This is a genomic window from Kribbella sp. CCNWLW201 (genome assembly GCF_037203805.1).
In the GTDB taxonomy this organism is placed as follows: domain Bacteria; phylum Actinomycetota; class Actinomycetes; order Propionibacteriales; family Kribbellaceae; genus Kribbella.
The window spans coordinates 388,010-411,778 of sequence record NZ_JBBCBQ010000007.1 but is presented as its reverse complement, the minus strand read 5'-3'; the positions used below and the strand labels follow the sequence as shown (position 1 = coordinate 411,778).

26 protein-coding genes are annotated in these 23,769 nt (G+C 68.8%); 19 read left to right on the top strand and 7 right to left on the bottom strand.

Annotation, left to right across the window (positions count from 1 at the left end; genetic code table 11):
• Nucleotides 1-49: 49 nt before the first annotated feature.
• Entirely contained in the window at nucleotides 50-643 is a 594-nt protein-coding gene (locus tag V9K99_RS28150) for a TetR/AcrR family transcriptional regulator (RefSeq protein WP_337006851.1), read from the top strand.
• Here the strand turns inward: V9K99_RS28150 and V9K99_RS42765 are convergent.
• The gene (locus tag V9K99_RS42765; RefSeq protein WP_442914750.1) at nucleotides 624-713 is read right to left on the bottom strand and encodes a hypothetical protein; all 90 of its coding nucleotides are present in this window, start codon (nucleotides 711-713) and stop codon (nucleotides 624-626) included. The two genes, V9K99_RS28150 and V9K99_RS42765, sit on opposite strands and share 20 nt — an antisense overlap.
• Here V9K99_RS42765 and V9K99_RS28145 point away from each other — a divergent pair.
• The 3 genes from V9K99_RS28145 (at nucleotide 694) to V9K99_RS28135 (ending at nucleotide 2,940) form a co-directional block, all read left to right on the top strand.
• Nucleotides 694-1,533 carry a zinc-binding dehydrogenase gene (locus tag V9K99_RS28145; protein ID WP_442914749.1) on the top strand — a complete coding sequence of 280 codons (840 nt, stop codon included), beginning with the start codon at nucleotides 694-696 and terminating at the stop codon, nucleotides 1,531-1,533. The genes V9K99_RS42765 and V9K99_RS28145 overlap by 20 nt on opposite strands.
• 9 nt (nucleotides 1,534-1,542) lie before the next feature.
• Nucleotides 1,543-1,983 (top strand): type II 3-dehydroquinate dehydratase, encoded by a 441-nt coding sequence (aroQ, locus tag V9K99_RS28140; protein WP_337006847.1) that lies wholly within the window; start codon nucleotides 1,543-1,545, stop codon nucleotides 1,981-1,983.
• A 258-nt stretch (nucleotides 1,984-2,241) separates the two neighbouring features.
• Nucleotides 2,242-2,940, top strand: coding sequence for a helix-turn-helix transcriptional regulator (locus V9K99_RS28135; protein ID WP_337006845.1), 699 nt, complete (start codon nucleotides 2,242-2,244; stop codon nucleotides 2,938-2,940).
• A 38-nt stretch (nucleotides 2,941-2,978) separates the two neighbouring features.
• On the opposite strand, the gene V9K99_RS28130 is transcribed toward V9K99_RS28135, so the two are convergent.
• Together V9K99_RS28130 and V9K99_RS28125 are read right to left on the bottom strand one after the other, a co-directional pair.
• Complete coding sequence (locus V9K99_RS28130; RefSeq protein ID WP_337006843.1) at nucleotides 2,979-3,590, bottom strand: NAD(P)-dependent oxidoreductase; 612 nt, start codon at nucleotides 3,588-3,590, stop codon at nucleotides 2,979-2,981.
• A gap of 2 nt (nucleotides 3,591-3,592) precedes the next feature.
• Entirely contained in the window at nucleotides 3,593-4,489 is an 897-nt protein-coding gene (locus V9K99_RS28125) for an EamA family transporter (protein WP_337006841.1), read from the bottom strand.
• A 68-nt stretch (nucleotides 4,490-4,557) separates the two neighbouring features.
• On the opposite strand from V9K99_RS28125, the gene V9K99_RS28120 reads away from it, so the two are divergent.
• On the top strand, nucleotides 4,558-5,055 hold the full coding sequence (locus V9K99_RS28120; protein ID WP_337006839.1) for a MarR family winged helix-turn-helix transcriptional regulator: 498 nt from the start codon (nucleotides 4,558-4,560) through the stop codon (nucleotides 5,053-5,055).
• Between the two features lie 4 nt (nucleotides 5,056-5,059).
• Nucleotides 5,060-6,259, top strand: coding sequence for a methyltransferase, FxLD system (gene fxlM, locus V9K99_RS28115; RefSeq protein ID WP_337006837.1), 1,200 nt, complete (start codon nucleotides 5,060-5,062; stop codon nucleotides 6,257-6,259).
• Between the two features lies 1 nt (nucleotide 6,260).
• Here fxlM and V9K99_RS28110 read toward each other — a convergent pair whose 3' ends face one another.
• Entirely contained in the window at nucleotides 6,261-7,352 is a 1,092-nt protein-coding gene (locus V9K99_RS28110) for an alpha/beta fold hydrolase (protein WP_337006835.1), read from the bottom strand.
• Between the two features lie 87 nt (nucleotides 7,353-7,439).
• Between V9K99_RS28110 and V9K99_RS28105 the strand changes: the two genes are divergently transcribed.
• The gene (locus V9K99_RS28105; RefSeq protein WP_337006833.1) at nucleotides 7,440-8,327 is read left to right on the top strand and encodes a LysR substrate-binding domain-containing protein; all 888 of its coding nucleotides are present in this window, start codon (nucleotides 7,440-7,442) and stop codon (nucleotides 8,325-8,327) included.
• Here the strand turns inward: V9K99_RS28105 and V9K99_RS28100 are convergent.
• Nucleotides 8,311-9,024 carry a hypothetical protein gene (locus V9K99_RS28100; protein ID WP_337006831.1) on the bottom strand — a complete coding sequence of 238 codons (714 nt, stop codon included), beginning with the start codon at nucleotides 9,022-9,024 and terminating at the stop codon, nucleotides 8,311-8,313. The two genes, V9K99_RS28105 and V9K99_RS28100, sit on opposite strands and share 17 nt — an antisense overlap.
• A gap of 106 nt (nucleotides 9,025-9,130) precedes the next feature.
• Here V9K99_RS28100 and efp point away from each other — a divergent pair, with 106 nt between their 5' ends.
• Together efp and nusB are read left to right on the top strand one after the other, a co-directional pair.
• Nucleotides 9,131-9,694 carry an elongation factor P gene (gene efp / locus V9K99_RS28095; RefSeq protein WP_337006829.1) on the top strand — a complete coding sequence of 188 codons (564 nt, stop codon included), beginning with the start codon at nucleotides 9,131-9,133 and terminating at the stop codon, nucleotides 9,692-9,694.
• A 25-nt stretch (nucleotides 9,695-9,719) separates the two neighbouring features.
• The gene (nusB, locus tag V9K99_RS28090; protein WP_337006827.1) at nucleotides 9,720-10,130 is read left to right on the top strand and encodes a transcription antitermination factor NusB; all 411 of its coding nucleotides are present in this window, start codon (nucleotides 9,720-9,722) and stop codon (nucleotides 10,128-10,130) included.
• Between the two features lie 240 nt (nucleotides 10,131-10,370).
• On the opposite strand, the gene bldD is transcribed toward nusB, so the two are convergent.
• A complete protein-coding gene (gene bldD, locus V9K99_RS28085) occupies nucleotides 10,371-10,883 on the bottom strand; it encodes a transcriptional regulator BldD (RefSeq protein ID WP_026163359.1) in 513 nt (170 codons plus the stop codon).
• A 205-nt stretch (nucleotides 10,884-11,088) separates the two neighbouring features.
• Here bldD and pyrR point away from each other — a divergent pair, with 205 nt between their 5' ends.
• The 9 genes from pyrR to V9K99_RS28040 all read left to right on the top strand — a co-directional run bounded on the left by pyrR (nucleotide 11,089) and on the right by V9K99_RS28040 (nucleotide 21,809).
• Nucleotides 11,089-11,691 (top strand): bifunctional pyr operon transcriptional regulator/uracil phosphoribosyltransferase PyrR, encoded by a 603-nt coding sequence (pyrR, locus tag V9K99_RS28080; RefSeq protein WP_337006817.1) that lies wholly within the window; start codon nucleotides 11,089-11,091, stop codon nucleotides 11,689-11,691.
• The gene (locus V9K99_RS28075) at nucleotides 11,688-12,632 is read left to right on the top strand and encodes an aspartate carbamoyltransferase catalytic subunit (protein ID WP_337006815.1); all 945 of its coding nucleotides are present in this window, start codon (nucleotides 11,688-11,690) and stop codon (nucleotides 12,630-12,632) included. Before pyrR ends, V9K99_RS28075 begins: the two co-directional genes overlap by 4 nt.
• A gap of 76 nt (nucleotides 12,633-12,708) precedes the next feature.
• Nucleotides 12,709-14,004 carry a dihydroorotase gene (locus tag V9K99_RS28070; protein WP_337006813.1) on the top strand — a complete coding sequence of 432 codons (1,296 nt, stop codon included), beginning with the start codon at nucleotides 12,709-12,711 and terminating at the stop codon, nucleotides 14,002-14,004.
• Entirely contained in the window at nucleotides 14,001-14,495 is a 495-nt protein-coding gene (locus V9K99_RS28065; protein WP_337006811.1) for a PH-like domain-containing protein, read from the top strand. The genes V9K99_RS28070 and V9K99_RS28065 overlap by 4 nt, the downstream gene beginning before the upstream one ends.
• Nucleotides 14,492-15,613 (top strand): glutamine-hydrolyzing carbamoyl-phosphate synthase small subunit, encoded by a 1,122-nt coding sequence (gene carA / locus V9K99_RS28060; RefSeq protein ID WP_337006809.1) that lies wholly within the window; start codon nucleotides 14,492-14,494, stop codon nucleotides 15,611-15,613. The genes V9K99_RS28065 and carA overlap by 4 nt, the downstream gene beginning before the upstream one ends.
• Entirely contained in the window at nucleotides 15,613-18,915 is a 3,303-nt protein-coding gene (gene carB, locus V9K99_RS28055; protein WP_337006807.1) for a carbamoyl-phosphate synthase large subunit, read from the top strand. Before carA ends, carB begins: the two co-directional genes overlap by 1 nt.
• Entirely contained in the window at nucleotides 18,908-19,924 is a 1,017-nt protein-coding gene (locus tag V9K99_RS28050) for a quinone-dependent dihydroorotate dehydrogenase (RefSeq protein WP_337006805.1), read from the top strand. Before carB ends, V9K99_RS28050 begins: the two co-directional genes overlap by 8 nt.
• Nucleotides 19,921-20,778, top strand: a complete 858-nt coding sequence (gene pyrF / locus V9K99_RS28045) for an orotidine-5'-phosphate decarboxylase (RefSeq protein ID WP_337006803.1) — start codon at nucleotides 19,921-19,923, stop codon at nucleotides 20,776-20,778. The genes V9K99_RS28050 and pyrF overlap by 4 nt, the downstream gene beginning before the upstream one ends.
• Before the next feature lie 20 nt (nucleotides 20,779-20,798).
• Nucleotides 20,799-21,809: a DUF4037 domain-containing protein gene (locus V9K99_RS28040; protein WP_337006801.1), complete on the top strand. Its 1,011-nt coding sequence runs from the start codon at nucleotides 20,799-20,801 to the stop codon at nucleotides 21,807-21,809.
• Here the strand turns inward: V9K99_RS28040 and V9K99_RS28035 are convergent.
• Nucleotides 21,806-22,660 (bottom strand): LysR family transcriptional regulator, encoded by an 855-nt coding sequence (locus V9K99_RS28035; protein WP_337006799.1) that lies wholly within the window; start codon nucleotides 22,658-22,660, stop codon nucleotides 21,806-21,808. The genes V9K99_RS28040 and V9K99_RS28035 overlap by 4 nt on opposite strands.
• A gap of 239 nt (nucleotides 22,661-22,899) precedes the next feature.
• On the opposite strand from V9K99_RS28035, the gene V9K99_RS28030 reads away from it, so the two are divergent.
• The gene (locus V9K99_RS28030) at nucleotides 22,900-23,748 is read left to right on the top strand and encodes an EamA family transporter (protein ID WP_337006797.1); all 849 of its coding nucleotides are present in this window, start codon (nucleotides 22,900-22,902) and stop codon (nucleotides 23,746-23,748) included.
• Nucleotides 23,749-23,769: the final 21 nt, after the last annotated feature.

Below are 23,769 nucleotides of genomic sequence, written 5' to 3'. Positions count from 1 at the left end.
TAACCCGGTCAATGTTTTGTCCAGGTTAACACTTTGCTATCGTCAACCCATGACCGGACTGCGCGCACGGAAGAAGCAGCAGACCCACGACGCGCTCTCCCAGGCGGCGATCGCGCTCTTCCTCGAGCGCGGCTTCGACGAGGTCTCGGTGGCCGACATCGCCGCGGCCGCCGAGGTCTCCAAACCCACGCTGTTCAAGTACTTCGCGACCAAACAGGATCTGGTCCTGCATCGCATCGCCGACCACCAGCACGAGGCCGCCCGGGTGGTCCAGGCGTCGTCGGCGCCACCCATCGAGGCCCTCCGGGACCACTTCCTCACCGGCCTCGCCGAGCGCAACCCCGTCACTGGTCTCAACGACCACCCCGAAGTCCTCGCCTACAACCGGCTCGTCTTCAACACGCCGGCCCTCGAGACCCGCCTGGCCCGGTTCGTCGCGAGCGACCAACAGGCCCTCGCGGTTGCGCTGGGCAACAACCTGCAGGCCGAGATCGCGGCCGGCTGTCTCATCTCCGTCCACCAGATCCTCAGCCGCCGCAACTGGCAGGCCATGAGCTCCGGCACCTCGGCCGACACCTACTACCCGACCGCCCGGGTAGAGGCCGTCACCGCCTTCGACCGCCTCAGTCGAGGAGTCTGGTGAGGTGGCGTTCGGCGGCGTCGAGCGGGGTCGTGCTGCGGTGGACGCGGGCGATGAGGACGGCGCCCTCGATGGTGGCGATGGCGAGTTCGGCGAGTTCCCGGATGCGTGAACTGCAGTTCGTCAGGCCGGGTCGTCTGCAGTGGGGTGAGGTGGCGGCGCTGGCGGCGTACGGCTTCGGCCGGGCGAGCGGGCCTTGGGGTGGGATGGTCGCAGACGCGCTCCGCGTGCCCTACGCGGATCACATGCTCGTGCCTGTCCCGGACGGCGTCGACCCGGTGCGCGTTGCCGCGGCGAGCGACAACCTTGCCGACGCCTGGCGGGCGGTCGTCCCACCGCTGCGTACTCGGGAGGGCGGGAGCGTTCTGGTCCTCGGCGGCGGCGGTCAAAGCATCGGGCTGTACGCCGCCGGCCTCGCCGTACGCCATGGAGCCTCACATGTCGACTACATCGACGACCGCCCGCAACGCCTGGAGATCGCCGAGGCCTTCGGGGCACGCGTGCACCGCGTGTCCGGGCGCGGCCGGAAGGCGGCGGTGGTGCTGCCACGGCTGTCCCGCCGGTACGACGTTGCCGTCGAGGCGTCGTCGACGCCGAGCGGTGTTCGTACGGCGATCCGCGCGCTCCGACCGGGAGGCGTTTGTACGGCGGTCGGCTACTACTTGGCGCCCGGAACGAAGGTGCCGCTGATGCACATGTACGCGAACGACATCACGCTCCGGGTCGGCGTCTCGCACGTCCGGCCGGTGCTGCCGGAACTGCTCGACTTCGTGGCGCGAGAGGACTTCCCGGCGGAGTCGGTGACCACGCTGACCGCCGACTGGGAGGACGCCCCGACCGCCTACGCCGCCCGGACGACGAAGCTGGTCTTGGTCCGAGACCCGCTGCATTAGGGTGTTGGGGTGACTGGGCGACGTGTGCTGGTGCTGAACGGACCGAACCTCGGGCGGCTGGGGTCGCGGGAGCCGGAGAAGTACGGCACGACGACGTTCGCCGATCTGGTCGCCGACTGCGAGAAGACCGGCGCCGAGCTCGGGCTGCAGGTCGAGGTCCGGCAGACCGACGACGAGGCCGAGCTGGTCGGCTGGCTGCACGAGGCGGCCGACGGCAAGCTCCCCGTCGTACTCAATCCGGCCGCGTTCACGCACTACTCGTACTCGCTGCGCGACGCCTGTGCCCAACGGACCGCGCCGCTGATCGAGATCCACCTCACCAACCCGGCGACCCGCGAGGAGTTCCGGCACACCAGTGTCGTGGCCGGCGTGGCGACCGGCACGATCGCCGGCTTCGGAGTCGACTCCTACCGGCTCGCGCTGCGCGCGATCAGCTCCCTGGCGGAGTGACGTAACCAATCTGCCCTTTCGGGCATCTAGCAGGTGAGGACGGACCCTGCTGCAGCGATCTCCTGGCCAAGAGATCGGGGTGAGACGTCGGTGAAATGCCGGTGGTTCACGCTTGGCGTCGGGTCGTGATACCGGCCGTCACCGGTCTTAAGGCTGGCTGAAGGTTCGGGCGCACGATCGGAATCGACGATTTTGGGGGTTCGTGTGACTACGGATTCGATCCGTTCCGTTCATCAACGCTCTGGGGGAGTGACAAGTATGACGACGCAACAACGTATTCCTGTCTGGGTGAAAGCGCTCGACCCGCTCTCGCAGTTCGGGCTGGTGCACGCACTTCGGCAGCGGCCGGAGATCGTCCTGCTCACCGACGCCGACCTGGCGTCGAGGCAGAGCCAGTCAATCCAGGGCCAGCCGATGCAGGGCCAATCGGCAGATCAGCGCACCGCCCCGCCAGTGGTCGCGTTGATCGCCGTCGACTCGCTGGACAGCGCGGCCGTCCAGGTGCTCCGGGCCGCAACCCAGCGGGGGTGTCGCCGGGCCGTGCTGATCGGCAGCGCGATCGACGACGACGCGTTGATGACCGCGGTCGAGCTGGGGGTGTCCGGGGTGCTTCGGCGGACCGAGGCGACGGCCGACCGCATCGTGCACCTGCTGCAGGCCGCCGCGGCGGGTGACGGCAGCCTGCCGCCGGATCTGCTCGGCCGGTTGCTCGGTCAGGTGTCGCGGATGCAGCGGCACGTGCTGGCGCCGCGTGGGCTGTCCCACACCGGGTTGTCCGACCGCGAGACGCAGGTACTGCGGCTGGTGGCAGACGGCAAGGACACCCAGGAGATCGCGCGGGAGCTGTCCTACTCGGAGCGGACGGTCAAGAACGTCCTCCACGACGTGACCAGCCGCCTGCAACTGAAGAACCGCTCGCACGCCGTCGCCTACGCACTGCGCGAGGGCCTGATCTGACATACCCGGCCGCTAGGCCCCTCGCCTCGCGCGAGGGCCTAGCGGCCAACGGTGAATCGGGTGCCGACGTGCAGTGCCTGTTCGGCCTCGTCGACCAGCGCGATCGCGAAATCCTCCATCGAGATGGACGACTGGCCGTCGGCGTCGGTCACGAGGTGGTCCCGGCCCAGTCGATAGGTACCGGTCCGGATGCCTGGTTCGAGGAGGGCCGGCGGGCTCACGTAGGTCCAGTCAACGTCGGTGCTCGCGCGGACCACGTCGTACTGCTCGTTGCAGGCAAGGGCGATTTGGCGCAGGGTGTCCGGGAAGTCCGGTGAGTCCACGAGCATCAGGTCCGTGCCGGGAACGATCAGGCTGGCGGCTCCGCCGACCAGGATCAGCCGTACGCCGCTGGAGCGCAGACCAATCAGCAGGCCCTTGGCGGCCTGGACGAGTTCGTCCTCCTGGCCGGGGCGCGGGCGGGTCGCGCTGATGACGAGGTCGTGGTCCCGGCTCAGCCTGGCGACGTCGTCCGGGTCGGAGGCGTCGCCCTGGTGGCGGTGATCGGAGGCGGTCCGGCTGACCGGCGTCACCTGGTGGCCGCGGGCAACTGCTTCCTGGACGACTCGGCTGCCGACGGCACCGGAGGCCCCGAAGACGAGGATGCGCATGCTCAGCACCTTTCCGTGACGGGGACGAGGACTGGCCGCGTACTGGTCCTCCTCCGTCTGAGCTGTGAGCTGACGAGGGCGGCGAGGACGACGAGTCCGCCGATGGCCTGGGCGGTGGTCAGGCGCTGGTCGAGCACCAGCCAGCCGAGGATGGTCGCCGTCACCGGACTCAACAGCAGCAGGAACGTGACATCGGTCGGGGAGAGACCGCGGATGCCCCGGAACCACAGGGCATAGGCGACCGCGGAGCCGAGGATCGTCAGGTACGCGTAGCCGATGATGTTCTGGACAGTCATCGCTGGCGGCGCTCCCTCGGTCAGATACGCGACCGGCAGCAGGACCAGCCCGCCGGCGACCAGTTGCCAGCCGGTCGTGGCCAGCAGGGGAGCGGGTGAGGTCCAGCGCTTGCTCAGTACGACGCCGAGCGCCATGACGACTGCGCCGGCGAGCGCTGCGACCACACCCCAGGTGTCGAGGCGCGCGTCCGCTCTCAGTACCAGCTGGCCGACTCCGAACACACCGGCGATCGCAGCCAGGACTGTCCGCAGTGAGAGCCGCTCGCGCAGCAGGCCGGTCGACAGTAGTGCCACGAACAGCGGCTGGATCGCGCCGACGGTTGCAGCCACTCCGCCCGGCAGCCGGTAGGCGCCGACGAACAGGAGTGCGTTGAATGCCCCGATGTTGAGGGTGCCGAGGATGAGCGACCGCCACCACCAACTGCCGCGCGGTAGCAGCCGGGTGATCGCGACCAGCAGCAGACCGGCCGGCAACGTCCGGATCAGCGCGGCGAGGAACGGACGGTCGGGTGGGAGGAGCTCGGTGGTCACCAGGTAGGTGGTGCCCCAGAGCGTCGGCGTGATCGCCGTGATCAGGAGGAGGGCGACTCGATTGCTTAGCACTAAGATAAAGTATCTCAGCGCTAAGCAATTTTCAATCCCTGCACTCAGACAGGCCCTAGGCTGGAGTCATGGCTGATCACGTCGACCTGGTGCTCGAGCAATGGGGTGAGCAGCGGCCGGACCTGGACACGTCCCCGATGGGCGTGGTCGGCCGGGTGGGCCGGCTCAACCAGCTGTTCGACGGTGAGCTGCGACGCAACTTCGCGCGCTACGACCTCGACCGCGCGTCGTTCGATGTGCTGGCGACCTTGCGGCGCAGCAACGCCGAGCACAGCCTGACCCCGGCCGGTCTGATGCGGTCGTCAATGGTGACGTCCGGCGCGATCAGCCAGCGACTGGACCGGCTCGAGGCGCGCGGTCTGGTCACCCGGACGCCGAGTGAGACCGACGGGCGGGGCGTCCGGGTGACGCTGACCGACCAGGGCCTGGAGCTGATCGACAACGTGCTGCCGGCCCACCTCGAGACCGAGCATCAACTGCTGGCCGGGCTGAGCAAGGCTGAGCGGGAGCAGTTCGTGGACCTCCTCCGAACCCTGCTCGAATCGCTCGGGGACAAGCGGGACTGAGGTCATGGAAGCCGACGACTCGCTCCTGGCAGAGTCGTTGCGTGCGGCCCTGACCCGGTATTTGGTTGCCGAAGGCTCCATTCGGGACGCGCGGGTGGCGGCCGCGTTCCGGACCGTGCCGCGGCATCTGTTCGTCCCGCACGCGCCCCTCGATCGCGCGTACGCCGATGACGTCGTACTGATGAAGCGGAACGAGGCCGGGATCGTGATCAGCTCGGTGTCGCAGCCGAGCATCGTCGCGCTGATGCTGGAGCAGGCCGAGATCCAGCCCGGCGATCACGTCCTCGAGATCGGATCCGGCGGCTACAACGCGGCGCTGATGCGTGAGCTGGCCGGGCCGAAGGGATCGGTGACCACGGTCGACATCGATCCCGAGGTGACCGACCGGGCCGCCGTGGTGCTGGCCGCGGCTGGGTACGACGACGTCCGGGTGGTGCGGGCGGATGGTGAGTTCGGGGTGCCGGAGGGCGCGCCGTACGACCGGATCGTGGTGACGGTGACGGCGTGGGACATCGCGTCGGCCTGGATCGACCAGCTCCGGCCCGGCGGGAGGATCGTCGTACCGCTGCGGCTTCGGGGGCAGACGCGGTCGATCGCGTTCGACCGGGTGGACGACCATCTGGAGAGCCGGTCGACGACGCTGTGCGGGTTCGTCTGCATGCAGGGCGTTGGGGCGAACTACGAGCGGCTGGTCCCGATCGCGGGCGACGAGGTGTACGTCACCTTCGACGAAGACCAGGAGGTCGAGGCGCATCCGTACGACGGCGTCCTGGAGCAGCCGTGTCAGCAGGTCTGGTCAGGGGTCGTGATGAACCGCGACGAGCCGCTCTCCGACCTCAACCTCTGGCTTGCGGCGACCTTGCCCGGGTACTGCGCTTTGTCCGCCGAACGATCCGCGCAGACTGCCGCACCGACGCCGCGGTGGGGTGCTGCGGCGGTGGCGACCCGGGACAGTGTCGCTTACCTGACGTCGTGTCCGGCCCGGCGCAGACCGGGGTCGTTCGTGGAGCTCGGGGTGAACGGTCATGGGCCGGATGCCGTTGATCTGATGGCTCGGCTGGTCGACCAGCTGCGGATCTGGGACGTGCACCACCGGCACGGGCCGGGGCCGTCGTTCCAGGTCTACTCGGGTCAGGACGCCGTACCGGATGGGTTCCGGATCGCGCGGCGGCAGGGTTGCTTCGTCGTCAACTGGGCTGGTTAGCTCACGAAGTGGCGAGGAAGTTGCGGACTTCGGTGAGGAGCTGGCCTCTGCCGCGTTCGGCTCTGTCGAGGTGCGCGTAGTGCGTCGCGCCCTTCAGTTCCACAGAACGCACGGCAGGCGCGTGCACCAGATGCTGTGCGAGTAGCGCGGCGTCACCTGGCCTGCTCCAGAAGTCGTACTCACTGCGCAGGATCAGCGTGCGGGCGGTGACGAGACTGGCATCCCACAGCTGGCGGCCGGTGGCGAGGTAGAAGCTGTCCTCCATCGCTCCCGACGGTGCCCGGAAGCTGGCCGGCCTGCGGGTGTCGCTCGTCGGGTCCGACGCGAGTGCGGCGTCCAGATAGGACTCGACGACGGCGGGGTCCCGCCACCGGGACTTGTCCTCGACCGGAATGCTGTTGTCCCAGGAGGGCAGCAGGCTGGCGCCGGTGCTGAGACGGTATGCCCCGTAGCGGGCCGCGTTGAACCTGCCGGGATGCTCCGGGTCCTCGTTGTCGCTTCCCCGGCCCAGCGTCGGGTGCCCGTCGAACGGGCCGTACAGGGAGTTGAAGAGCACGAGATGGCTGACGCGAGCTGGATTCGCAGCGGCGTACTGACCGAGCCAGTGCCCGCCGGTGGCCCATCCGAGCAGCGCGACCTGTCCGCCGCGCGTGTGCCGGGCGATCTGCTCCACCACCGCGGCGATGTCGCGCACCACGTCCGATGAACGCACCGCCGGCGCGTTCTGCTCGGGTGGTTGCGACAGCGCGGGCGGGCGGGTCGAGCCCCCGTAGCCTCGCGCATCCATGACGTACACCCGATGGCCGTCCCGGGCCAGGTCGGCGGCGAGGGAGCCGCCCGCGACCGGCAGGTCGAAACTCGCGACTCCCGGCACGCGAGCGCCGTGCAGGAGGAGCACCGGCGGTTTCTCGTGCGGCTGTTCGGGCCGCACCTCGCGTACGGCGATGCGGACTCCGGGGTCGCTGGTGACGTGGAAATCCGTGCGTACGACGTCATGGACCGGCGACGGCCTTCCTGATGGCACACTCGCGGCGTCCGTGCTGGTCGTGATGGCTGCGATGGCACTGAACAAGGCGATGAACATACGGCGCATGTTGCGATTCTGCTGTCACCCACGGGCTGTCGATACGTCCGATAGCGTGCAGCGGTGGGATCGATAGCTCCGGCATATCGTTGCCGGATGGAGCTCAGACACCTGCGCTACTTCGTGGCCGTCGCCGAGGAACTCCACTTCGGCCGGGCGGCCCAACGGCTCGGCATCCGGCAGCCGCCCCTGAGCCAGCAGATCAAGGCTCTCGAGGCCGATCTCGGCGTCTCTCTGTTCGACCGGGACAGTCGAAAGGTGCGGCTCACCGCGGCCGGTGAGGCTTTGTTCCCGGCGGCGCGTGACCTGCTCGACGCAGCGCGCTCGGCCGAACGCGCCACCCGGCGAGCGGGCCGGGGAGAGGCGGGCGAGCTGACGCTGGGCTTTGTCGGCTCAGCCACGAACCTGTTGCTACCGCAGGCGTTGCGGGGCTTCCGGCAGCGATATCCCAGGATCACGCTGCGGCTGCGAGAGCTGACGACAACGCAGCAAGTGCACGCGCTGAAGGACGGTCTGCTGGACGTCGGGCTGTTGCGCCCGCCGCTGCTGGGCGCGGAGGCTGACGGACTCCACGTGCAACCTGTGACCGCCGAGCGGCTTGTCGCCGTCCTGCAAGATGACCACGCCCTGGCGCGGCAGCGGCTCGTCGCGGCGGCAGATCTCGCGGAGGAGCCGTTCGTGTTGTTCCCGCGCGCACTTGGGCCCGGTCTGCACGATCAGATCCTCCGCTACTGCGCCGAGGCCGGATTCACTCCGGTGGTCGCACAGGAGGCGGTGCAGATGCAGACGGTCGTCGCGCTCGTCGCAGGCGGGCTCGGAGTGTCGTTCGTGCCGTCTTCGGTGGCACGCACCCGGCGTCCGGGCGCGGTGTTCCGACCGCTGCGGCCTCAGACGCGCGTCGTACACCTCGCCGTGGCCCACCGCGCCGACACCACGAACCCGGTGGTGGGCAACTTCATCTCCGCCGTCATCGCTGCTGGGTAGGCCCGGGGCGCGGTGGGTTGCGGACTGTTTGCCAGAGCTCGTCGATGTCGGAGCGGTCCTCGGGCTCGGGGGTGTCGACCCAGCCGCTGGCCCAGGTGTCCTCCTCGCGGTCGAGATCGAAGATCGACTCGGCGAACGCGGCCGAACCGACGTACCGGGTCTCGGATTCGCCTTCCGGCTCCGATGTCGTCGCAGCGGTCGGCTTGGACTGATCCGGGGCGGGCGCGGCCGGTGCGACCAGGCCGCGGGCGTACGTCTGCGCCTCCAGGATGCCCATGTCCTGCTCGTCGCACAGCAACCGGATGGCCGCCACCTCGTTGCCGGCGTTCATCATCTCCAGCACGCGGGTGTCCGTGTCCTTCCGCGGCGTCGGCAGATTGTGCTGCGGCGGGCGGTGGCCCTGCGGTGGTCCGTACGACGGCAGCCACTGCGCCGGCGGCTGGTACTGCGGCTGCGGCGGCTGGTACTGCGGGGGCGGCTGGAACTGGGTCGCGGGCTGGGTGAACTGGCCTTGCGGGGGCGTGGGCTGGTTGAAACCCTGCTGGGCCTGGATCCGCTCGATCAGCTTCTGCACCCGGGCGTTCGGCTCGCCGGGCTTCGCCGACTGCTGCTTGGCCTTCGCGACCAGGCTGGCGACGATCATGATCACGATGAAGATCGCGAACTCCACGGCTGCCTCCCGGATCATCGCTGACACTGCGGACTGCCAGCGTAAGGCCCGTCCGGGCCGCGGAATCGGAGGAACGGGCAGGTGACCGCTACAATCCGGTGTTACCGCTGATCAATTTGAAGGGCATATCCGCGTGGCAACGACGAACGACCTCAAGAACGGCATGGTGCTCGACCTGGACGGGCAGCTGTGGTCCGTCGTCTGGTTCCAGCACCACAAGCCCGGCAAGGGCGGCGCCGTCGTCCGGACGAAGTTGAAGAACGTGCTGTCCGGCAAGGTGGTCGACAAGACCTTCAACGCGGACGTCAAGGTCGAGATCGCGACCGTCGACAAGCGCGACATGACGTACCTGTACAACGACGGGTCGGCGTACGTGTTCATGGACAAGTCCACCTACGACCAGCTGCAGATCCAGCCCGAGGTCGTCGGCGACGCGTCGCACTTCCTGCTGGAGAACCAGGACGCCATCGTCGCGGTGCACGAAGAGCTGCCGCTGTACGTCGAGCTGCCGGCCTCGGTCGAGCTCCTGGTCGAGTACACCGAGCCGGGCCTGCAGGGCGACCGGTCCACCGGTGGCACCAAGCCGGCCAAGCTGGAGACCGGGTACACCATCCAGGTTCCGCTGTTCCTGACCACGGGCGAGAAGGTCAAGGTCGACACCCGCACGGGTGACTACCTCGGTCGCGTCACCTCCTGACTGCCGAGAGAGCTGACAACAGAACATGTCTGCCCGTAGCAAGGCCCGCAAGCGCGCACTCGACGTGCTGTACGAGTCGGAGGTCAGGGGGCTGCCGGTTGGCGGCACCCTGTCCGACCGGGTGGCCGACGCCGACCCGCCGGTGAACGAGTTCACCGTGGCGCTGGTCGAGGGCGTCGCGAAGCACATCGACGTGATCGACGATCTGCTGGAGACGCACTCGGTCGGCTGGTCGCTGGACCGGATGCCAGCCGTGGACCGCAACATCCTGCGGATCGGAAGCTACGAGTTGCTGTTCGACGACCAGGTGCCGGACGTGGTCGCGGTGAGCGAGGCGGTCGCGCTGGCCCGGGATCTGTCCACCGACGAGTCGCCGGCGTTCGTCAACGGGCTGCTGGCCCGGCTGTTGCAGCTCAAGCCCACCCTCGGCGTCTGAGGAGCTGAGGAGCGAGGGGGGCGAGCCCTCTCGGGAGTCCGGAAATCAAGGCCCGGTGACCGTCTCGGTACGGTCCCGGGCCGGCTCTGCGTCCCCGTTCAGTGCGGCGCGGGGGAACGGCCCCGGCCTGGTGCGGCAGGAGAGGTGGTTCCTGCTTGTTCGTGTCGCTGTTCTGTTGAGCAGGCGGGCGGCCGCGGGCCAGCTGCTACGAGCCCCGACCGTCTCTGCTGCCTTCTTCGATCAGGCGCCGGCGGCCTCGGACTCCTCGACGTCGCCCTTCGCCTCCGGGTTCAGGACACCCCAGGAGATGAAGCGCTCGGTCAGAGTCGTCGGCGACTCGTCGTAGATCACGGCCAGGGTGCGCATGTCGTCCTGACGGATCGACAGCACCTTGCCGTTGTAGTCACCTCGCTGAGCCTGGATCGTGGCCGCGTACCGCGTCAGCGGACCGGCCTCGCTCGCGTCGAGGTGTTGCAGGGCCTCCAGGTCGAGGATCAACCGGGGAGGAGCGGCAGCCGCGGCAGCCGCGCTGGCGGAACCGGGCAGCAACTCACGGATCGGCACGCCGTAGAAATCGGCGAGCTCTGCGAGCTTCTGGACCGTGACGGCTCGATCGCCGCGCTCGTACGAGCCGACGACGACCGCCTTCCAGCGACCCTTGGACTTCTCTTCCACGCCATGCAGCGACAGCCCTTGCTGCTGGCGGATGGCACGCAACTTGCCACCCAGTGTCTTCGCGTATTCGCTAGGCACGCTGGTTCTTCCCTCCGACTAGTTTCGTCATGTCCGGCCTGCCGGAACGGGCCGGTCGGTGAAACCCCCCTCGGTTACACAGAGTAACAATATTCTGGGTCAGAGGCCAGCGTCAAGACGGCGTGTCACATCCGATACGATGTCAAGCGGTCCGAACGTCCTTTAAAGACCCGTCCAGAGAGGCGGGAAAGGAGGAACGGTAGCGATGAACCATGCCCAGAGCGGTGGCCCGAAAGCGGCGCCGCGCACGGTCCTGGACGCTTCCGACATATCCCGGGCACTGACCCGGATCGCGCACGAGATCCTCGAGCGCAACCGTGGTGCCGACCCCGTCGTCCTGCTCGGCATCCCCACCCGCGGCGTCGGCCTGGCCGCCCGCATCTCGGCCCGGATCGCGGCCGTCGAGGGGCAGAGTGTGCCGACAGGGTCACTCGATGTGACGATGTACCGCGACGACATCGGTCTCAAACCCCCCCGCGGCCTGGAGCACACCGACATCCCGCCCGACGGGATCGACGGCAAGGTCGTCGTCCTGGTCGACGACGTGCTGTTCTCCGGCCGCACCATCCGGGCCGCGCTGGACGCGATCGGCGACATCGGCCGGCCCCGGGCGGTCCAGCTCGCGGTCCTCGTCGACCGCGGTCACCGCGAACTCCCGATCCGCGCCGACTACGTGGGCAAGAACCTGCCCACCTCCCTGGTCGAGCGCGTCACCGTCCACCTGACCGAGTACGACGGTGCCGACGCCGTACTGATCGCGGACAAGACACCGAGCGCTGACAAGACAGGGGCGGGGGCGAAGGCATGAGGCATCTGTTGAGCGCGGGGGATCTGTCCCGCGACGAGGCGAACCTGATCCTCGACACGGCCGAGGAGATGCGGTCACTGGCTGACCGGCCGATCAAGAAGCTGCCGGCGCTGCGCGGCCGGACCGTGGTGAACCTGTTCTTCGAGGACTCCACCCGGACCCGGATCTCGTTCGAGGCGGCCGCCAAGCGGCTGTCGGCCGACGTGATCAACTTCTCCGCCAAGGGCTCGAGTGTCAGCAAGGGCGAGAGCCTGAAGGACACCGCGCTGACGTTGCAGGCGATGGGTGCCGACGGTGTCGTCTGCCGGCACGGCTCGTCCGGCGCACCGCATCTGCTCGCGACCTCGGGCTGGATGACCGGCTCGGTGGTCAATGCCGGCGACGGCACGCACGAGCATCCGACGCAGGCACTGCTCGACGCTTTCACGATGCGCCGTCACCTCGGTTCGCTCGAGGGTCGGCGCATCACGATTGTCGGAGACGTCCTGCACTCGCGGGTGGCCCGGTCGAACGTGCTGCTGCTGTCGACCCTCGGCGCCGACGTGACCGTGGTCGCGCCGCCGACGCTGCTGCCGGTCGACATGACGAGCTGGCCGTGTGCCACGTCGTACGACTTCGACTCGGCGCTGGCCAAGAGCGACGCGGTGATGATGCTGCGGGTCCAGCGGGAGCGGATGAACGACGCGTTCTTCCCGAGCGCCCGGGAGTACACCCGCCGCTACGGCCTCGACGTACACCGGATGGCACAGCTGCCGGACGAGGCGATCGTGCTGCACCCCGGCCCGATGAACCGCGGGATGGAGATCAGCGCCGACGTCGCCGACTCGACCCGCTCGGTGATCGTCGAGCAGGTCACCAACGGCGTGGCCATCCGGATGGCCGTGCTGTACCTGCTGCTGTCCGGTAACAACGAGAACAACCACGAGGAGCCCACCGCGTGAACGAGCGGAGCGAGTTCACCAAACAACACAGCCCGTCTCGCGCCTCATCGGCGCCCGGAGCGAAGCGAGGACGTCGATGAGCTCGTACCTGATCACCGGAGCCAAGGTCCTGGGCGGTGAGGTGGCGGACCTGCTGATCGACAACGGCGAGATCGTTGCTGTCGGCACCAACCTGGAGACGCCGCAGGACGTCGAGACGATCGACGCTGCGGGGCTGATCGCACTTCCCGGTCTGGTCGACCTCCACACGCATCTGCGCGAGCCCGGGCGGGAGGACGCGGAGACCGTGCTCACCGGCACGCGGGCGGCGGCGTTGGGCGGGTTCACCTCGGTGTTCGCGATGGCCAACACCGATCCGGTGGCCGACACCGCCGGTGTGGTCGAGCAGGTCTGGCGCCTCGGTCGCGACGCCGGGTACGCCGACGTCTATCCGATCGGCGCGGTCACGGTCGGCCGGAAGGGCACGCAGCTCGCGGAGCTCGGCGCGATGGCGGACTCGGCCGCCCGGGTCCGGGTGTTCTCCGACGACGGCGACTGCGTCTGGGACGCGGCGCTGATGCGCCGGGCGCTGGAGTACGTGAAGGCGTTCGGCGGTGTCATCGCTCAGCACGCGCAGGAGCCGCGGCTCACTCAGGGCGCGCAGATGAACGAGGGTGCGTTGTCCGGCGTCCTCGGCCTGACGGGCTGGCCGAGCGTCGCGGAGGAGGCGATCATCGCCCGCGACATCCTGCTGAACGCGCACGTCGGCTCGAAGCTGCACATCTGCCACCTGTCCACCAAGGGCTCGGTCGAGATCGTCCGGGCCGCGAAGAGGCGCGGGTTCGAGGTGACCGCCGAGGTGACCCCGCACCACCTGCTGCTGACCGAGGACCTGGCCGCCTCCTACAACCCGGTCTTCAAGGTGAACCCGCCGCTGCGGACCAAGGAGGACGTCGAGGCGGTTCGCGAGGGCCTGGCCGACGGCACCATCGACATCGTCGCCACCGACCACGCGCCGCACCCGGTCGAGGACAAGGACTGCGAGTGGAGCGCGGCCGCGTTCGGCATGCTCGGCCTGGAGACGGCGCTGAGCGTGGTCCAGCAGGCGATGATCGACACCCAGCTGATGACGTGGGCGGATGTGGCCGACCGGATGAGCTACCGGCCGGCCGCGATCGGCCAGGTCGGCGCCGAGCACGGCCGGCCGCTCGAGGCCGGTGCCCCGGCCAACCTGGTTCTCGTCGATCCGTTGGTGGAGCGGAAGGTCGTGCCCACCGAGTCGGCGTCGCTGTCGCGGAACACGCCGTTCGACGGGATGACGCTGCCGGGCAAGGTGGTGGCGACGTTCCTCCGGGGTACGCCGACCGTCCTCGGCGGGAAGCTGGCCAAGTGAAGGCCTTCCTGGGCATTCTCGGCACGCTGCTGGTGATCGCAGCTGCCTACTACGGCATGTACCGGGGCTGGCGGAACCGCAAGTCCCGGCAGGTCGACCTGGCGCCGCTGCCGGCGGTACCGGTCGACGACAAGACCCGAGGCGTGGAGGGCGTGTACGTCGCCACGACGTCGGCAGGCGACTGGATGGACCGGATCGCCGTGCACGAACTGGGTGTCCGCAGTACCGCGGACCTGGCCGTCAGCGAGGCCGGCCTGATCTTCCACCGGCAAGGAGCGGCGGATGTGTTCATCCCCGTCGACCACCTGACCGGAGTCCGGACCGACCGCGGGATCGCCGGCAAGGTGACCGCGGAGAAGTCCGGCCTGGTGGTGGTGACCTGGAACCACGACGGCCATGAGCTCGACACCGGGTTCCGGCCCCGCCGGAAGGCAGACACCGCCCCCCTGACCGATTCCATCTCGACCCTGATCGGAGCCGAGCAAAGATGAGCCAGCCAGCATTGCTGGTCCTGGAGGACGGCCGGTCGTTCGCCGGTACGTCGTACGGGGCGACCGGCGAGACCTTCGGCGAGGCGGTGTTCACCACCGGGATGACCGGCTACCAGGAGACGCTGACCGACCCGTCGTACCACCGGCAGATCGTCACCCAGACCGCGCCGCACATCGGCAACACCGGGATCAACGACGAGGACGACGAGTCGCAGAAGATCTGGGTCGCCGGGTACGTCGTCCGCGACCCGGCCCGGGTTCCGTCGAACTGGCGGGCCACGCGCTCGCTCGACGACCAGCTGAAGGGGCAGGGGATCGTCGGGATCTCGGGGATCGACACCCGCGCACTGACCCGGCACCTGCGCGAGCGCGGCGCGATGCGAGCGGGGATCTCGACCGAGATCCTCGACCCGGCCGTGTTGCTGGAGAAGGTGCTCGAGCAGCCGCCGATGGTGGGAGCGGATCTCGCCTCCGAGGTGACGACTTTCGAGCCGTACGTCGTTCCCGCGGAAGGGGAGAAGCGGTTCACGGTGGTCGCACTCGACCTCGGGATCAAGTCGATGACCCCGAAGCGGATGGCCGAGCGCGGTATCGAGGTACACGTGCTGCCGGCCACCGCGACCCTGGACGAGGTGCTGGCGGTCAACCCGGACGGCATCTTCATGAGCAACGGACCGGGCGACCCGGAGACGACCGAGCACCCGACCACGCTGCTCAAGCAGCTGCTCGAGCGGAACAAGCCGTACTTCGGGATCTGCTTCGGCAACCAGGTGTTCGGGCGCGCGCTCGGACTGGGCACGTTCAAGCTGAAGTACGGGCACCGCGGCATCAACCAGCCGGTGCTCGACCGGGCCACCGGGAAGGTGGAGATCACCGCGCAGAACCACGGGTTCGCGGTGGACGCGCCGATCGGCGAGACGGTCGAGACGGAGTATGGAACGGCTGAAGTCAGCCATGTTTCCCTCAACGACAACGTGGTCGAAGGACTGCGGCTCACCGGTCGCGACGGCCGGGTGCTCGCGTTCTCGGTCCAGTACCACCCGGAGGCGGCGGCCGGTCCACACGACTCGGCGTACCTGTTCGACCGGTTCGTAGAGCTGATGGAAGGTCGTAGCTGATGCCACGTCGTACAGACATCGAGTCGGTGCTCGTCATCGGCTCCGGTCCGATCGTGATCGGCCAGGCCTGCGAGTTCGACTACTCGGGCACCCAGGCGTGCCGGGTGCTCAAGGAGGAGGGCTTCCGGGTCGTCCTGGTGAACTCGAACCCGGCCACGATCATGACCGACCCGGAGTTCGCCGACGCCACCTACGTCGAGCCGATCACCCCGGAGTACGTCGAGAAGGTGATCGAGAAGGAGCGGCCGAACGCGCTGCTCGCCACCCTGGGCGGCCAGACCGCGCTGAACGCGGCGATCGCGCTGCACGACAACGGCGTACTGGAGAAGTACGGCGTCGAGCTGATCGGCGCGTCCGTCGACGCGATCCAGCGCGGTGAGAACCGGGAGTCGTTCAAGCAGATCGTCGAGAAGCTCGGCGCCGAGGTGGCCCGGTCGCGGATCTGCCACACGCTCGAGGACGTCCTCGGCGCGGCCGGCGAGCTCGGCTACCCGCTGGTGGTGCGGCCGTCGTTCACGATGGGCGGCGTCGGCTCCGGGATGGCGTACGACGAGGCCGACCTGCGCCGGATCGCCGGCGCCGGACTGGTCGCCAGCCCGACCACCGAGGTGCTGATCGAGGAGTCGATCCTCGGCTGGAAGGAGTACGAGCTGGAGGTGATGCGCGACAAGGCGGACAACGTCGTGATCATCTGCTCGATCGAGAACGTCGACCCGATGGGCGTGCACACCGGCGACTCGGTCACGGTCGCCCCGGCGATGACGCTGACCGACCGCGAGTACCAGGTGATGCGGGACCTGGCCATCGGCATCATCCGCGAGGTCGGGGTCGACACCGGCGGCTGCAACATCCAGTTCGCGGTCGACCCGGTGGACGGCCGGCTGATCGTGATCGAGATGAACCCGCGGGTGTCCCGCTCGTCCGCGCTGGCGTCGAAGGCGACCGGCTTCCCGATCGCCAAGATCGCCGCCAAGGTCGCCATCGGCTACACCCTGGACGAGATCCCGAACGACATCACGAAGCAGACGCCGGCCAGCTTCGAGCCGACGCTGGACTACGTGGTGGTGAAGGTGCCGCGGTTCGCGTTCGAGAAGTTCCCGGCCGCGGACGCGACGCTGACCACGCACATGAAGAGCGTCGGCGAGGCGATGGCGATCGGCCGGAACTACACCGAGGCACTGCAGAAGGCGCTCCGCTCGCTGGAGAAGCCGGAGGCCCGGTTCACCTGGGCCGGCCAGCCCGCGACCGAGCTGGAGCCGTTGCTGGAGGCAATCAAGACGCCGCACGACGGGCGGCTGCGGACCATCATGGACGCGATCCGGGCCGGTGCGACGCCGGAGCAGATCTTCGACGCGACTCGCATCGATCCGTGGTTCGTGGACCAGCTCTATCTGATCCACGAGACGGCGTTGCAGGTGGCGGCGGCTCCGCGGCTCACTCCCGAGGTACTGCGGCTGGCCAAGCGGCACGGGTTCTCGGACCTGCAGCTGGCCGAGATCCGCGGGCTGACCGAGGACGTCGTACGTGGGGTCCGCCAGGCGCTGGGGATCCGGCCGGTCTACAAGACGGTCGACACGTGTGCGGCCGAGTTCGCGGCCGAGACGCCGTACCACTACTCGTCGTACGACGAGGAGACCGAAGTGGCGCCGCGGACCGAGCCGGCGGTGCTGATCCTCGGGTCGGGGCCGAACCGGATCGGGCAGGGGATCGAGTTCGACTACTCCTGTGTGCACGCGTCGATGGCGCTGCGCGAGGCCGGCTACTGCACGGTGATGGTGAACTGCAACCCGGAGACGGTGTCGACCGACTACGACACCTCCGACCGGCTGTACTTCGAGCCGCTCACCTGTGAGGACGTGCTCGAGATCGTGTACGCCGAGATGCAGGCCGGGCCGGTGGCCGGAGTGATCGTGCAGCTCGGCGGTCAGACGCCGCTGGGTCTGGCGCAGCGGCTCGCGGATGCCGGCGTACCGATCGTGGGCACATCGCCCGAGGCGATCCACCTGGCCGAGGAGCGGGGTGCGTTCGGCAAGGTGCTCGCGGACGCGTCGCTGCCGGCGCCGAAGCACGGTACGGCGCTGTCGGCCGAGGAGGCCCAGCGGATCGCCGAGGAGATCGGCTTCCCGGTGCTGGTCCGGCCGTCGTACGTACTGGGTGGTCGCGGGATGGAGATCGTCTACAGCGCGGCCGAGCTCGACGCGGCGCTGGAGCGGCTCGGCGGTGGCGAGGCCTTCGAGCATCCGGTGCTGATCGACCGGTTCCTGGACGACGCGGTCGAGATCGACGTCGACGGGCTGTTCGACGGCGACGAGTTGTTCCTGGGCGGCGTGATGGAGCACATCGAGGAGGCTGGGGTGCACTCGGGCGACTCGTCCTGCGCGCTGCCGCCGATCACGCTGGGCAACGCGGACATCGAGAAGATCCGGGTGTCGACCGAGGCGATCGCTCGCGGCGTCGGCGTACGAGGTCTGCTGAACGTGCAGTACGCGCTGGCCGGTGACGTGCTGTACGTCCTGGAAGCCAACCCGCGTGCGTCGCGGACGGTGCCGTTCGTGTCCAAGGCGACCGCGACCCCGCTGGCGAAGGCGGCGGCCCGGGTGATGCTCGGGGCGTCGATCGCCGACCTGCGGGCCGAGGGGATGCTTCCCGCGGTCGGGGACGGCGGCACGTTGCCGACGTCCACGCCGATCGCCGTCAAGGAAGCCGTGATGCCGTTCAACCGGTTCCGGACTGTCGACGGCCGGTCGGTGGACACCGTGCTCGGGCCGGAGATGCGCTCGACCGGTGAGGTGATGGGCATGGACGACACCTTCGGTACGGCGTTCGCCAAGTCGCAGGCCGGGGCGTCCCAGCCGCTGCCGGGTTCCGGCAAGGTGTTCGTGTCGGTGGCGAACCGGGACAAGCGGCACATGATCTTCCCGGTGAAGCGGCTGGCCGACCTGGGCTTCGAGATCTATGCGACCGAAGGTACGGCGGACGTCCTGCGACGCAACGGGGTCGAGGCGGTCACGGTTCGCAAGAGCAGCCAGGGACCGGGTCCGAACGGCGAGCCGACGATCGTGCAGATGGTCCAGGACGGTGAGCTCAACCTGATCGTCAACACCCCGATCGGGATCACCCAGGGCGGGTCGCCGCGACTGGACGGCTACGAGATCCGCAGTGCGGCGGTGGCGCGGAACATCCCGTGCATCACCACGGTCCAAGGGCTGGCGGCCGCCGTACAGGGGATCGAGGCGCAGCGGGCCGGAGACATCGGCGTGCGGTCCCTGCAGGACTGGGTGCCGAGGATCCGCGGTGTATAGCAGGTTCGTCCGGCCGGTGCTGTTCCGGCTGGGGAAGGGGGACGCGGAGGTCGCGCACGAGCGCACCTTGCAGGGTTTGCGACTGCTGAGCCGCGTCCCCGGAGTAGGCCGGTTGCCGATCGGCCCGGAGCGGACGGTCTTCGGCATCCGCTTCCCGGGGCCGGTCGGGCTGGCCGCGGGGATGGACAAGAACGGGATCGCGTTGCGGGCCTGGCCGGCGCTCGGGTTCGGGTTCGTCGAAGTCGGCACGGTGACTGCGCATCCGCAGCCGGGGAATGAGCGGCCGCGGTTGTTCCGGCTGGTCGAGCAGGAGGCCGTGATCAACCGGATGGGGTTCAACAACCTCGGCTCGGAGGCATTGGCCGCGCGGCTGGCGGCGTACGGACCGCTCGGGTACCCGTTGGGGATCTCGATCGGGAAGTCGAAGGTGACCCCGCTGGAGGACGCCGTCGAGGACTACGTGACCTCGCTGCGACGGCTCTACCGGTACGGCGACTACTTCGCGGTCAATGTGAGTTCGCCGAACACGCCCGGGCTGCGGGCGTTGCAGGATGCCGGGCATTTGCGGGAGTTGCTGACCGCTTTGCATTCCGAAGCGGCCGCGCTGAGCGTCGCCGGGATGGCGGGTAAGCCGATCCTGGTGAAGATCGCGCCGGACCTGACCCCGTCGGCGATCGATGAACTGCTCGGCGTCTGCACCGACGTCGGGATCGCCGGGATCATCGCCACGAACACGACGATCGACCGGTCCGGCGTCGCTGGGCATCCGCTGGCGGACGAAGCCGGTGGACTGTCCGGCCGGCCGTTGACCGAGATCGCGGCCAAGACGGTCGCCCACATCCATGCGGAAACCGGGGGAGCGCTGCCGATCATCGGGGTCGGCGGCATTCTCGAGCCGGCTGACGCCACCCGGCTCTTCGACGCCGGGGCCAGCCTGGTCCAGCTCTACACCGGGCTGATCTATCGCGGGCCCGGCCTCGTCCGCCGTATCAATCGAGGAGTCACATGAGCAACGAACCCTTCGGCGCCCGGCTCCGGGCGGCCATGGACACCCGCGGTCCGCTGTGCGTCGGGATCGACCCGCACGCACATCTGCTGGACTCCTGGGGACTGCCGGACACCCCGGAAGGCCTGGCGTCGTTCACGTACGGCGTGGTCGACGCGCTGGCAGATCGGGTCGCGGTGTTCAAGCCGCAGTCGGCCTTCTTCGAGCGATTCGGGTCGGCCGGGATCGCCGTACTCGAGCAGGCGACGGTCCGGCTGCGGGACGCGGGTGCGCTGGTGATCATCGACGCGAAGCGCGGTGACATCGGGTCGACGATGGCCGGGTATGCGTCGGCGTACCTGGCGGAGAAGGGGCCGCTGGCGTGTGACGCGCTGACGGTCAGCCCGTACCTCGGGTTCGGCTCGCTGCAGCCCGCGATCGACGAGGCGCGGGCGGCGGGTGCGGGGTTGTTCGTGCTCGCGCTGACGTCGAACCCGGAGGGGCCGCAGTTCCAGTCCGCCCGGACGGTCGCGGGTCCGACGGTCGCCGGCGCCGTACTGGACGGGCTGCGCGAACTGAACGCGACGGACCTCGGCTCGGATGCCGCCCCCGACGCCCTCGGTTCGTTCGGCGCGGTGGTGGGCGCGACCATCGACTCCACGGACGAGGATCTGGACATTCGCGGCCCTCTGCTCGCACCGGGACTCGGTGCTCAGGGTGGGACGGCCGAGGATCTGGTTGCAGTCTTCGGGTCGGCGGTGCGGAACGTCGTACCGGCGAGCTCTCGGGAGATCCTCGGAGCCGGGCCTTCGGCTGGTGCCCTCCAGGACGCGGCCGATCGGGCAAACGACGGTTTCCGGAGCGTGCTGGGGTACTGACCGCCGTTACCGTTCTCGGTATGGGTGCTTTCGTCTCCGGCCTGGAGTTGAGCCGGCGGTTCTACACCGAGGCGGTCCGACCTGTGTTCGAGGCATCGTTCCCGGAGTTGCCCTATGCCGCGGCGTTGCTCGGCCGGGGCTCGGAGGTGCTCGGCTTCGACGACGAGATGTCGGGGGATCACAACTGGGAGCCTCGGGTCGAGCTGTTCCTGCGCAAGGAGGACCGGACCCGGCACGGTGCCGCGCTCGACGAGGCACTGCGCCGGGACGTGCCGTCGGAGTTCGCGGATCGGGCGACGCAGTACGGGGTGCACACGGTCCGGGGGTACTTCCTGGAGCAGTTGGACTTCGATGTGGAGAGTGAGATCGCGGCGCGGGACTGGTTCACCTTCCCGGAGCAGAACCTGCGGATGGTCACCGCGGGGGAGGTCTTCCACGACGAGGTCGGGCTGACGGCGGTCCGCGACCGGCTCGCCTACTATCCTCGCGACGTATGGCTCTATCTGCAGGTGGCGGCGTGGTGGCGGGTGCACCCGGAGGTGAATCTGGCCGGCCGCGCCGGGTTCGTGGGGGATGAGCTCGGGTCGGCGTTGATCGGGTCGCAGCTCGTACACGACCTGATGCGGCTGTGCTTCCTGATGGAGCGAGAGTATGCGCCGTACTCGAAGTGGTTCGGGACTGCGTTCTCTCGGCTGGCCTGCGCTGCTGAGTTGTCGCCGCTGTTCTGGAAGGTGCTGCGGGCCGAGTCGTGGCAGGAACGCGAGGAGGCGTTGATGGCGGCGTACTCGGGTGTGGCGGGGGTGCACAACGCTTTGCGGATCACTGCTCCGGTGACGGTCGGGGTGGAGCAGCTGTGGGACCGGCCGTTCAAGGTGGTCTGGGGTGACTTCCCGGGTGCGTTGGTTGCCGAGATCAAGGATCCGGAGGTACGGCGGATCGCCGACCATTGGCCGATCGGCGGGATCGACCAGATCCGGAACGTGCTGTGGGCCGCGCGTGACCGCCGGCAAGTGGTCGCGCTGTTCGACTAGTCGCCCTGGTAGAGGTCGGTCAGGAGGGTGACGGCGGCCTGGGTCGCGGGGTGCGGGTCCTGGCGGTGCCAGATGAGGTGGACGTCGACCGGAGGAGCGTCGCGGACCGGGCGGTAGGCGATTCCGTCGCGGCGGTACTGCGTGACGGTCGCATGCGGGGTCAGGCCGACGCAGCGTCCGGATGCGATGGTGGCGAGCCAGTCGTCGACGTCCTGGGAGTACTCGAACGTCGGCCGTGCGTCCTCGGGCCAGAGATCGGCCGTGGTACTTCCGGTACGGCGGTCGATCGCGATGGTGCGGTCGTGGAGTTGGCCGAGGGTGAGAGAGCGCTTCTTCGCCAGGGGGTCGTCTGCGGCCAAAGCGCAGTACCTGCGTTCCTGAGCGATCGTCGCGTGGGCAAAGCGTCTGGTGTCGACCTGCGTTCGGACGATGGCCAGATCGCAGAGGCCTTCGGCCAGTCCGCCGGTGGCCGTGTTGGTGCGCACGAGTTGTAGCTCGATCTCCGGATGCTCGGCGGCCCAGCGTCGCTGGAACTCGGCCGTGTGCCGTCCCGCCGCCGACCACGCGTGCCCGACCCGCAGCCGCGTGTGCCCGGTTGTTGCCTCCCGCACCAACTCGTCCACCTCGGCCAGCACCTGCCGAGCCCGCGCCAGCACCTGGGTGCCCGCGGTCGTCGGCGTGATCGTCCGGCTGGTTCGATACAACAACCGAACCCCGAGCCGCTGCTCCAGCGCCAGCAGATTCCGCGACACCGCCGCCTGCGACACCCCAAGCTCGATCGCCGCATCCGTAAACGTCCCCGCATCCGCAATAGCCACCAGACACCGCAACTGCCTGAGCTCCACATCCATAACCCCAGCGTATAGATGGTCGCGTCAGTGCATTTTGCCTGAGCCGTCACCGATCGCACGCTCGTGACATGACGACGACCTCGGCCGCACCGCGGCCAGACCTCTCGACACAACCTGTCGATCCTGCACGCGCGGGGCGGTTGGTTGCGGTGTTGATGATGTTGGGGACTGGGTTGTCTACGCAGGTGGGGGCTGCGGTGGGGACCTTGGCGTTTCCGGTGGTTGGGCCGGTGGGGGTGGTGGCGGTTCGGCAGTGGGTGGCTGGGGTGGTGCTGGTTGCGGTTGGGCGGCCGAGGTTGCGGGAGCTGACGGCGCGGCAGTGGCGACTGGTGCTTGGGTTGGCGGCGGTGTTCGCCGTGATGAACCTTTCGTTGTACACGGCAATCGATCGGGTGGGGCTCGGTCTGGCGGTGACGTTGGAGTTCCTGGGGCCGTTGGCGGTCGCGTTGCTGGGTTCGCGGCGGTTGATCGACCTCGTCTGTGCCCTCGCCGTGGCGCCCGCTGTCGTGGTGCTGACCCGGCCGCAGGCGACCACGGACTACCTCGGCGTCGGACTGGGCTTGCTGGCCGCTCTCTGCTGGGCCTGCTACATCCTGCTCAACCGTCGCATCGGCCGGGAGCTCCCCGGCGTACAGGGCGTGGGAGCCGCCGCCGCGGTGTCCGGGCTGGCCTACGTACCTATCGGCATCGTGGTGCTTTGGCATCACCCGCCGACACTTGCGGCCCTCGCGTACGCCGTTGCGGCCGGCGTGCTGTCATCCGCCGTACCGTTCCTCGTCGATCTACTCAGCCTGCGGCGGGTGTCGGCGCAGTTCTTCGGTGTCTTCATGAGCGTCAACCCGGTCCTCGCCGCGCTCGTCGGCCTCGTGGTCCTCGACCAGCGCCTGGGGCAGTTCGAATGGATCGCCATCGGGGTGATCGTGAGCGCCAACGCGGTGGCCTTGTCGGCCGGGCGACGCGGGACATCACGGCGCGGTTCCAGTCTCTCGATGCGACGTTCTTCACGGCGTGGCCGGCCCGATCTTGACCCCGCGGTTCGGAAAGGTGGCGGTTCGACGGGGAGCGACGGTCTTCCCGCGGAAGAGTAAGGAACGGATTTGCGTAAGGTT

Bases quoted from the DNA above. Each gene is read 5' to 3' on its own strand.
- V9K99_RS28135 (WP_337006845.1), top strand. From the start codon at position 2,242: ATGACGACGCAACAACGTATTCCTGTCTGGGTGAAAGCGCTCGACCCG.
- V9K99_RS28150 (WP_337006851.1), top strand. From the start codon at position 50: ATGACCGGACTGCGCGCACGGAAGAAGCAGCAGACCCACGACGCGCTC.
- carA (WP_337006809.1), top strand. From the start codon at position 14,492: ATGAGCCAGCCAGCATTGCTGGTCCTGGAGGACGGCCGGTCGTTCGCC.
- nusB (WP_337006827.1), top strand. From the start codon at position 9,720: ATGTCTGCCCGTAGCAAGGCCCGCAAGCGCGCACTCGACGTGCTGTAC.
- pyrR (WP_337006817.1), top strand. From the start codon at position 11,089: ATGAACCATGCCCAGAGCGGTGGCCCGAAAGCGGCGCCGCGCACGGTC.
- V9K99_RS28035 (WP_337006799.1), bottom strand. From the start codon at position 22,660: ATGGATGTGGAGCTCAGGCAGTTGCGGTGTCTGGTGGCTATTGCGGAT.
- V9K99_RS28075 (WP_337006815.1), top strand. From the start codon at position 11,688: ATGAGGCATCTGTTGAGCGCGGGGGATCTGTCCCGCGACGAGGCGAAC.
- V9K99_RS28120 (WP_337006839.1), top strand. From the start codon at position 4,558: ATGGCTGATCACGTCGACCTGGTGCTCGAGCAATGGGGTGAGCAGCGG.
- pyrF (WP_337006803.1), top strand. From the start codon at position 19,921: ATGAGCAACGAACCCTTCGGCGCCCGGCTCCGGGCGGCCATGGACACC.
- V9K99_RS28105 (WP_337006833.1), top strand. From the start codon at position 7,440: ATGGAGCTCAGACACCTGCGCTACTTCGTGGCCGTCGCCGAGGAACTC.
- V9K99_RS28040 (WP_337006801.1), top strand. From the start codon at position 20,799: ATGGGTGCTTTCGTCTCCGGCCTGGAGTTGAGCCGGCGGTTCTACACC.
- carB (WP_337006807.1), top strand. From the start codon at position 15,613: ATGCCACGTCGTACAGACATCGAGTCGGTGCTCGTCATCGGCTCCGGT.
- fxlM (WP_337006837.1), top strand. From the start codon at position 5,060: ATGGAAGCCGACGACTCGCTCCTGGCAGAGTCGTTGCGTGCGGCCCTG.
- V9K99_RS28110 (WP_337006835.1), bottom strand. From the start codon at position 7,352: ATGCGCCGTATGTTCATCGCCTTGTTCAGTGCCATCGCAGCCATCACG.
- V9K99_RS28145 (WP_442914749.1), top strand. From the start codon at position 694: ATGAGGACGGCGCCCTCGATGGTGGCGATGGCGAGTTCGGCGAGTTCC.
- V9K99_RS28130 (WP_337006843.1), bottom strand. From the start codon at position 3,590: ATGCGCATCCTCGTCTTCGGGGCCTCCGGTGCCGTCGGCAGCCGAGTC.
- V9K99_RS28070 (WP_337006813.1), top strand. From the start codon at position 12,709: ATGAGCTCGTACCTGATCACCGGAGCCAAGGTCCTGGGCGGTGAGGTG.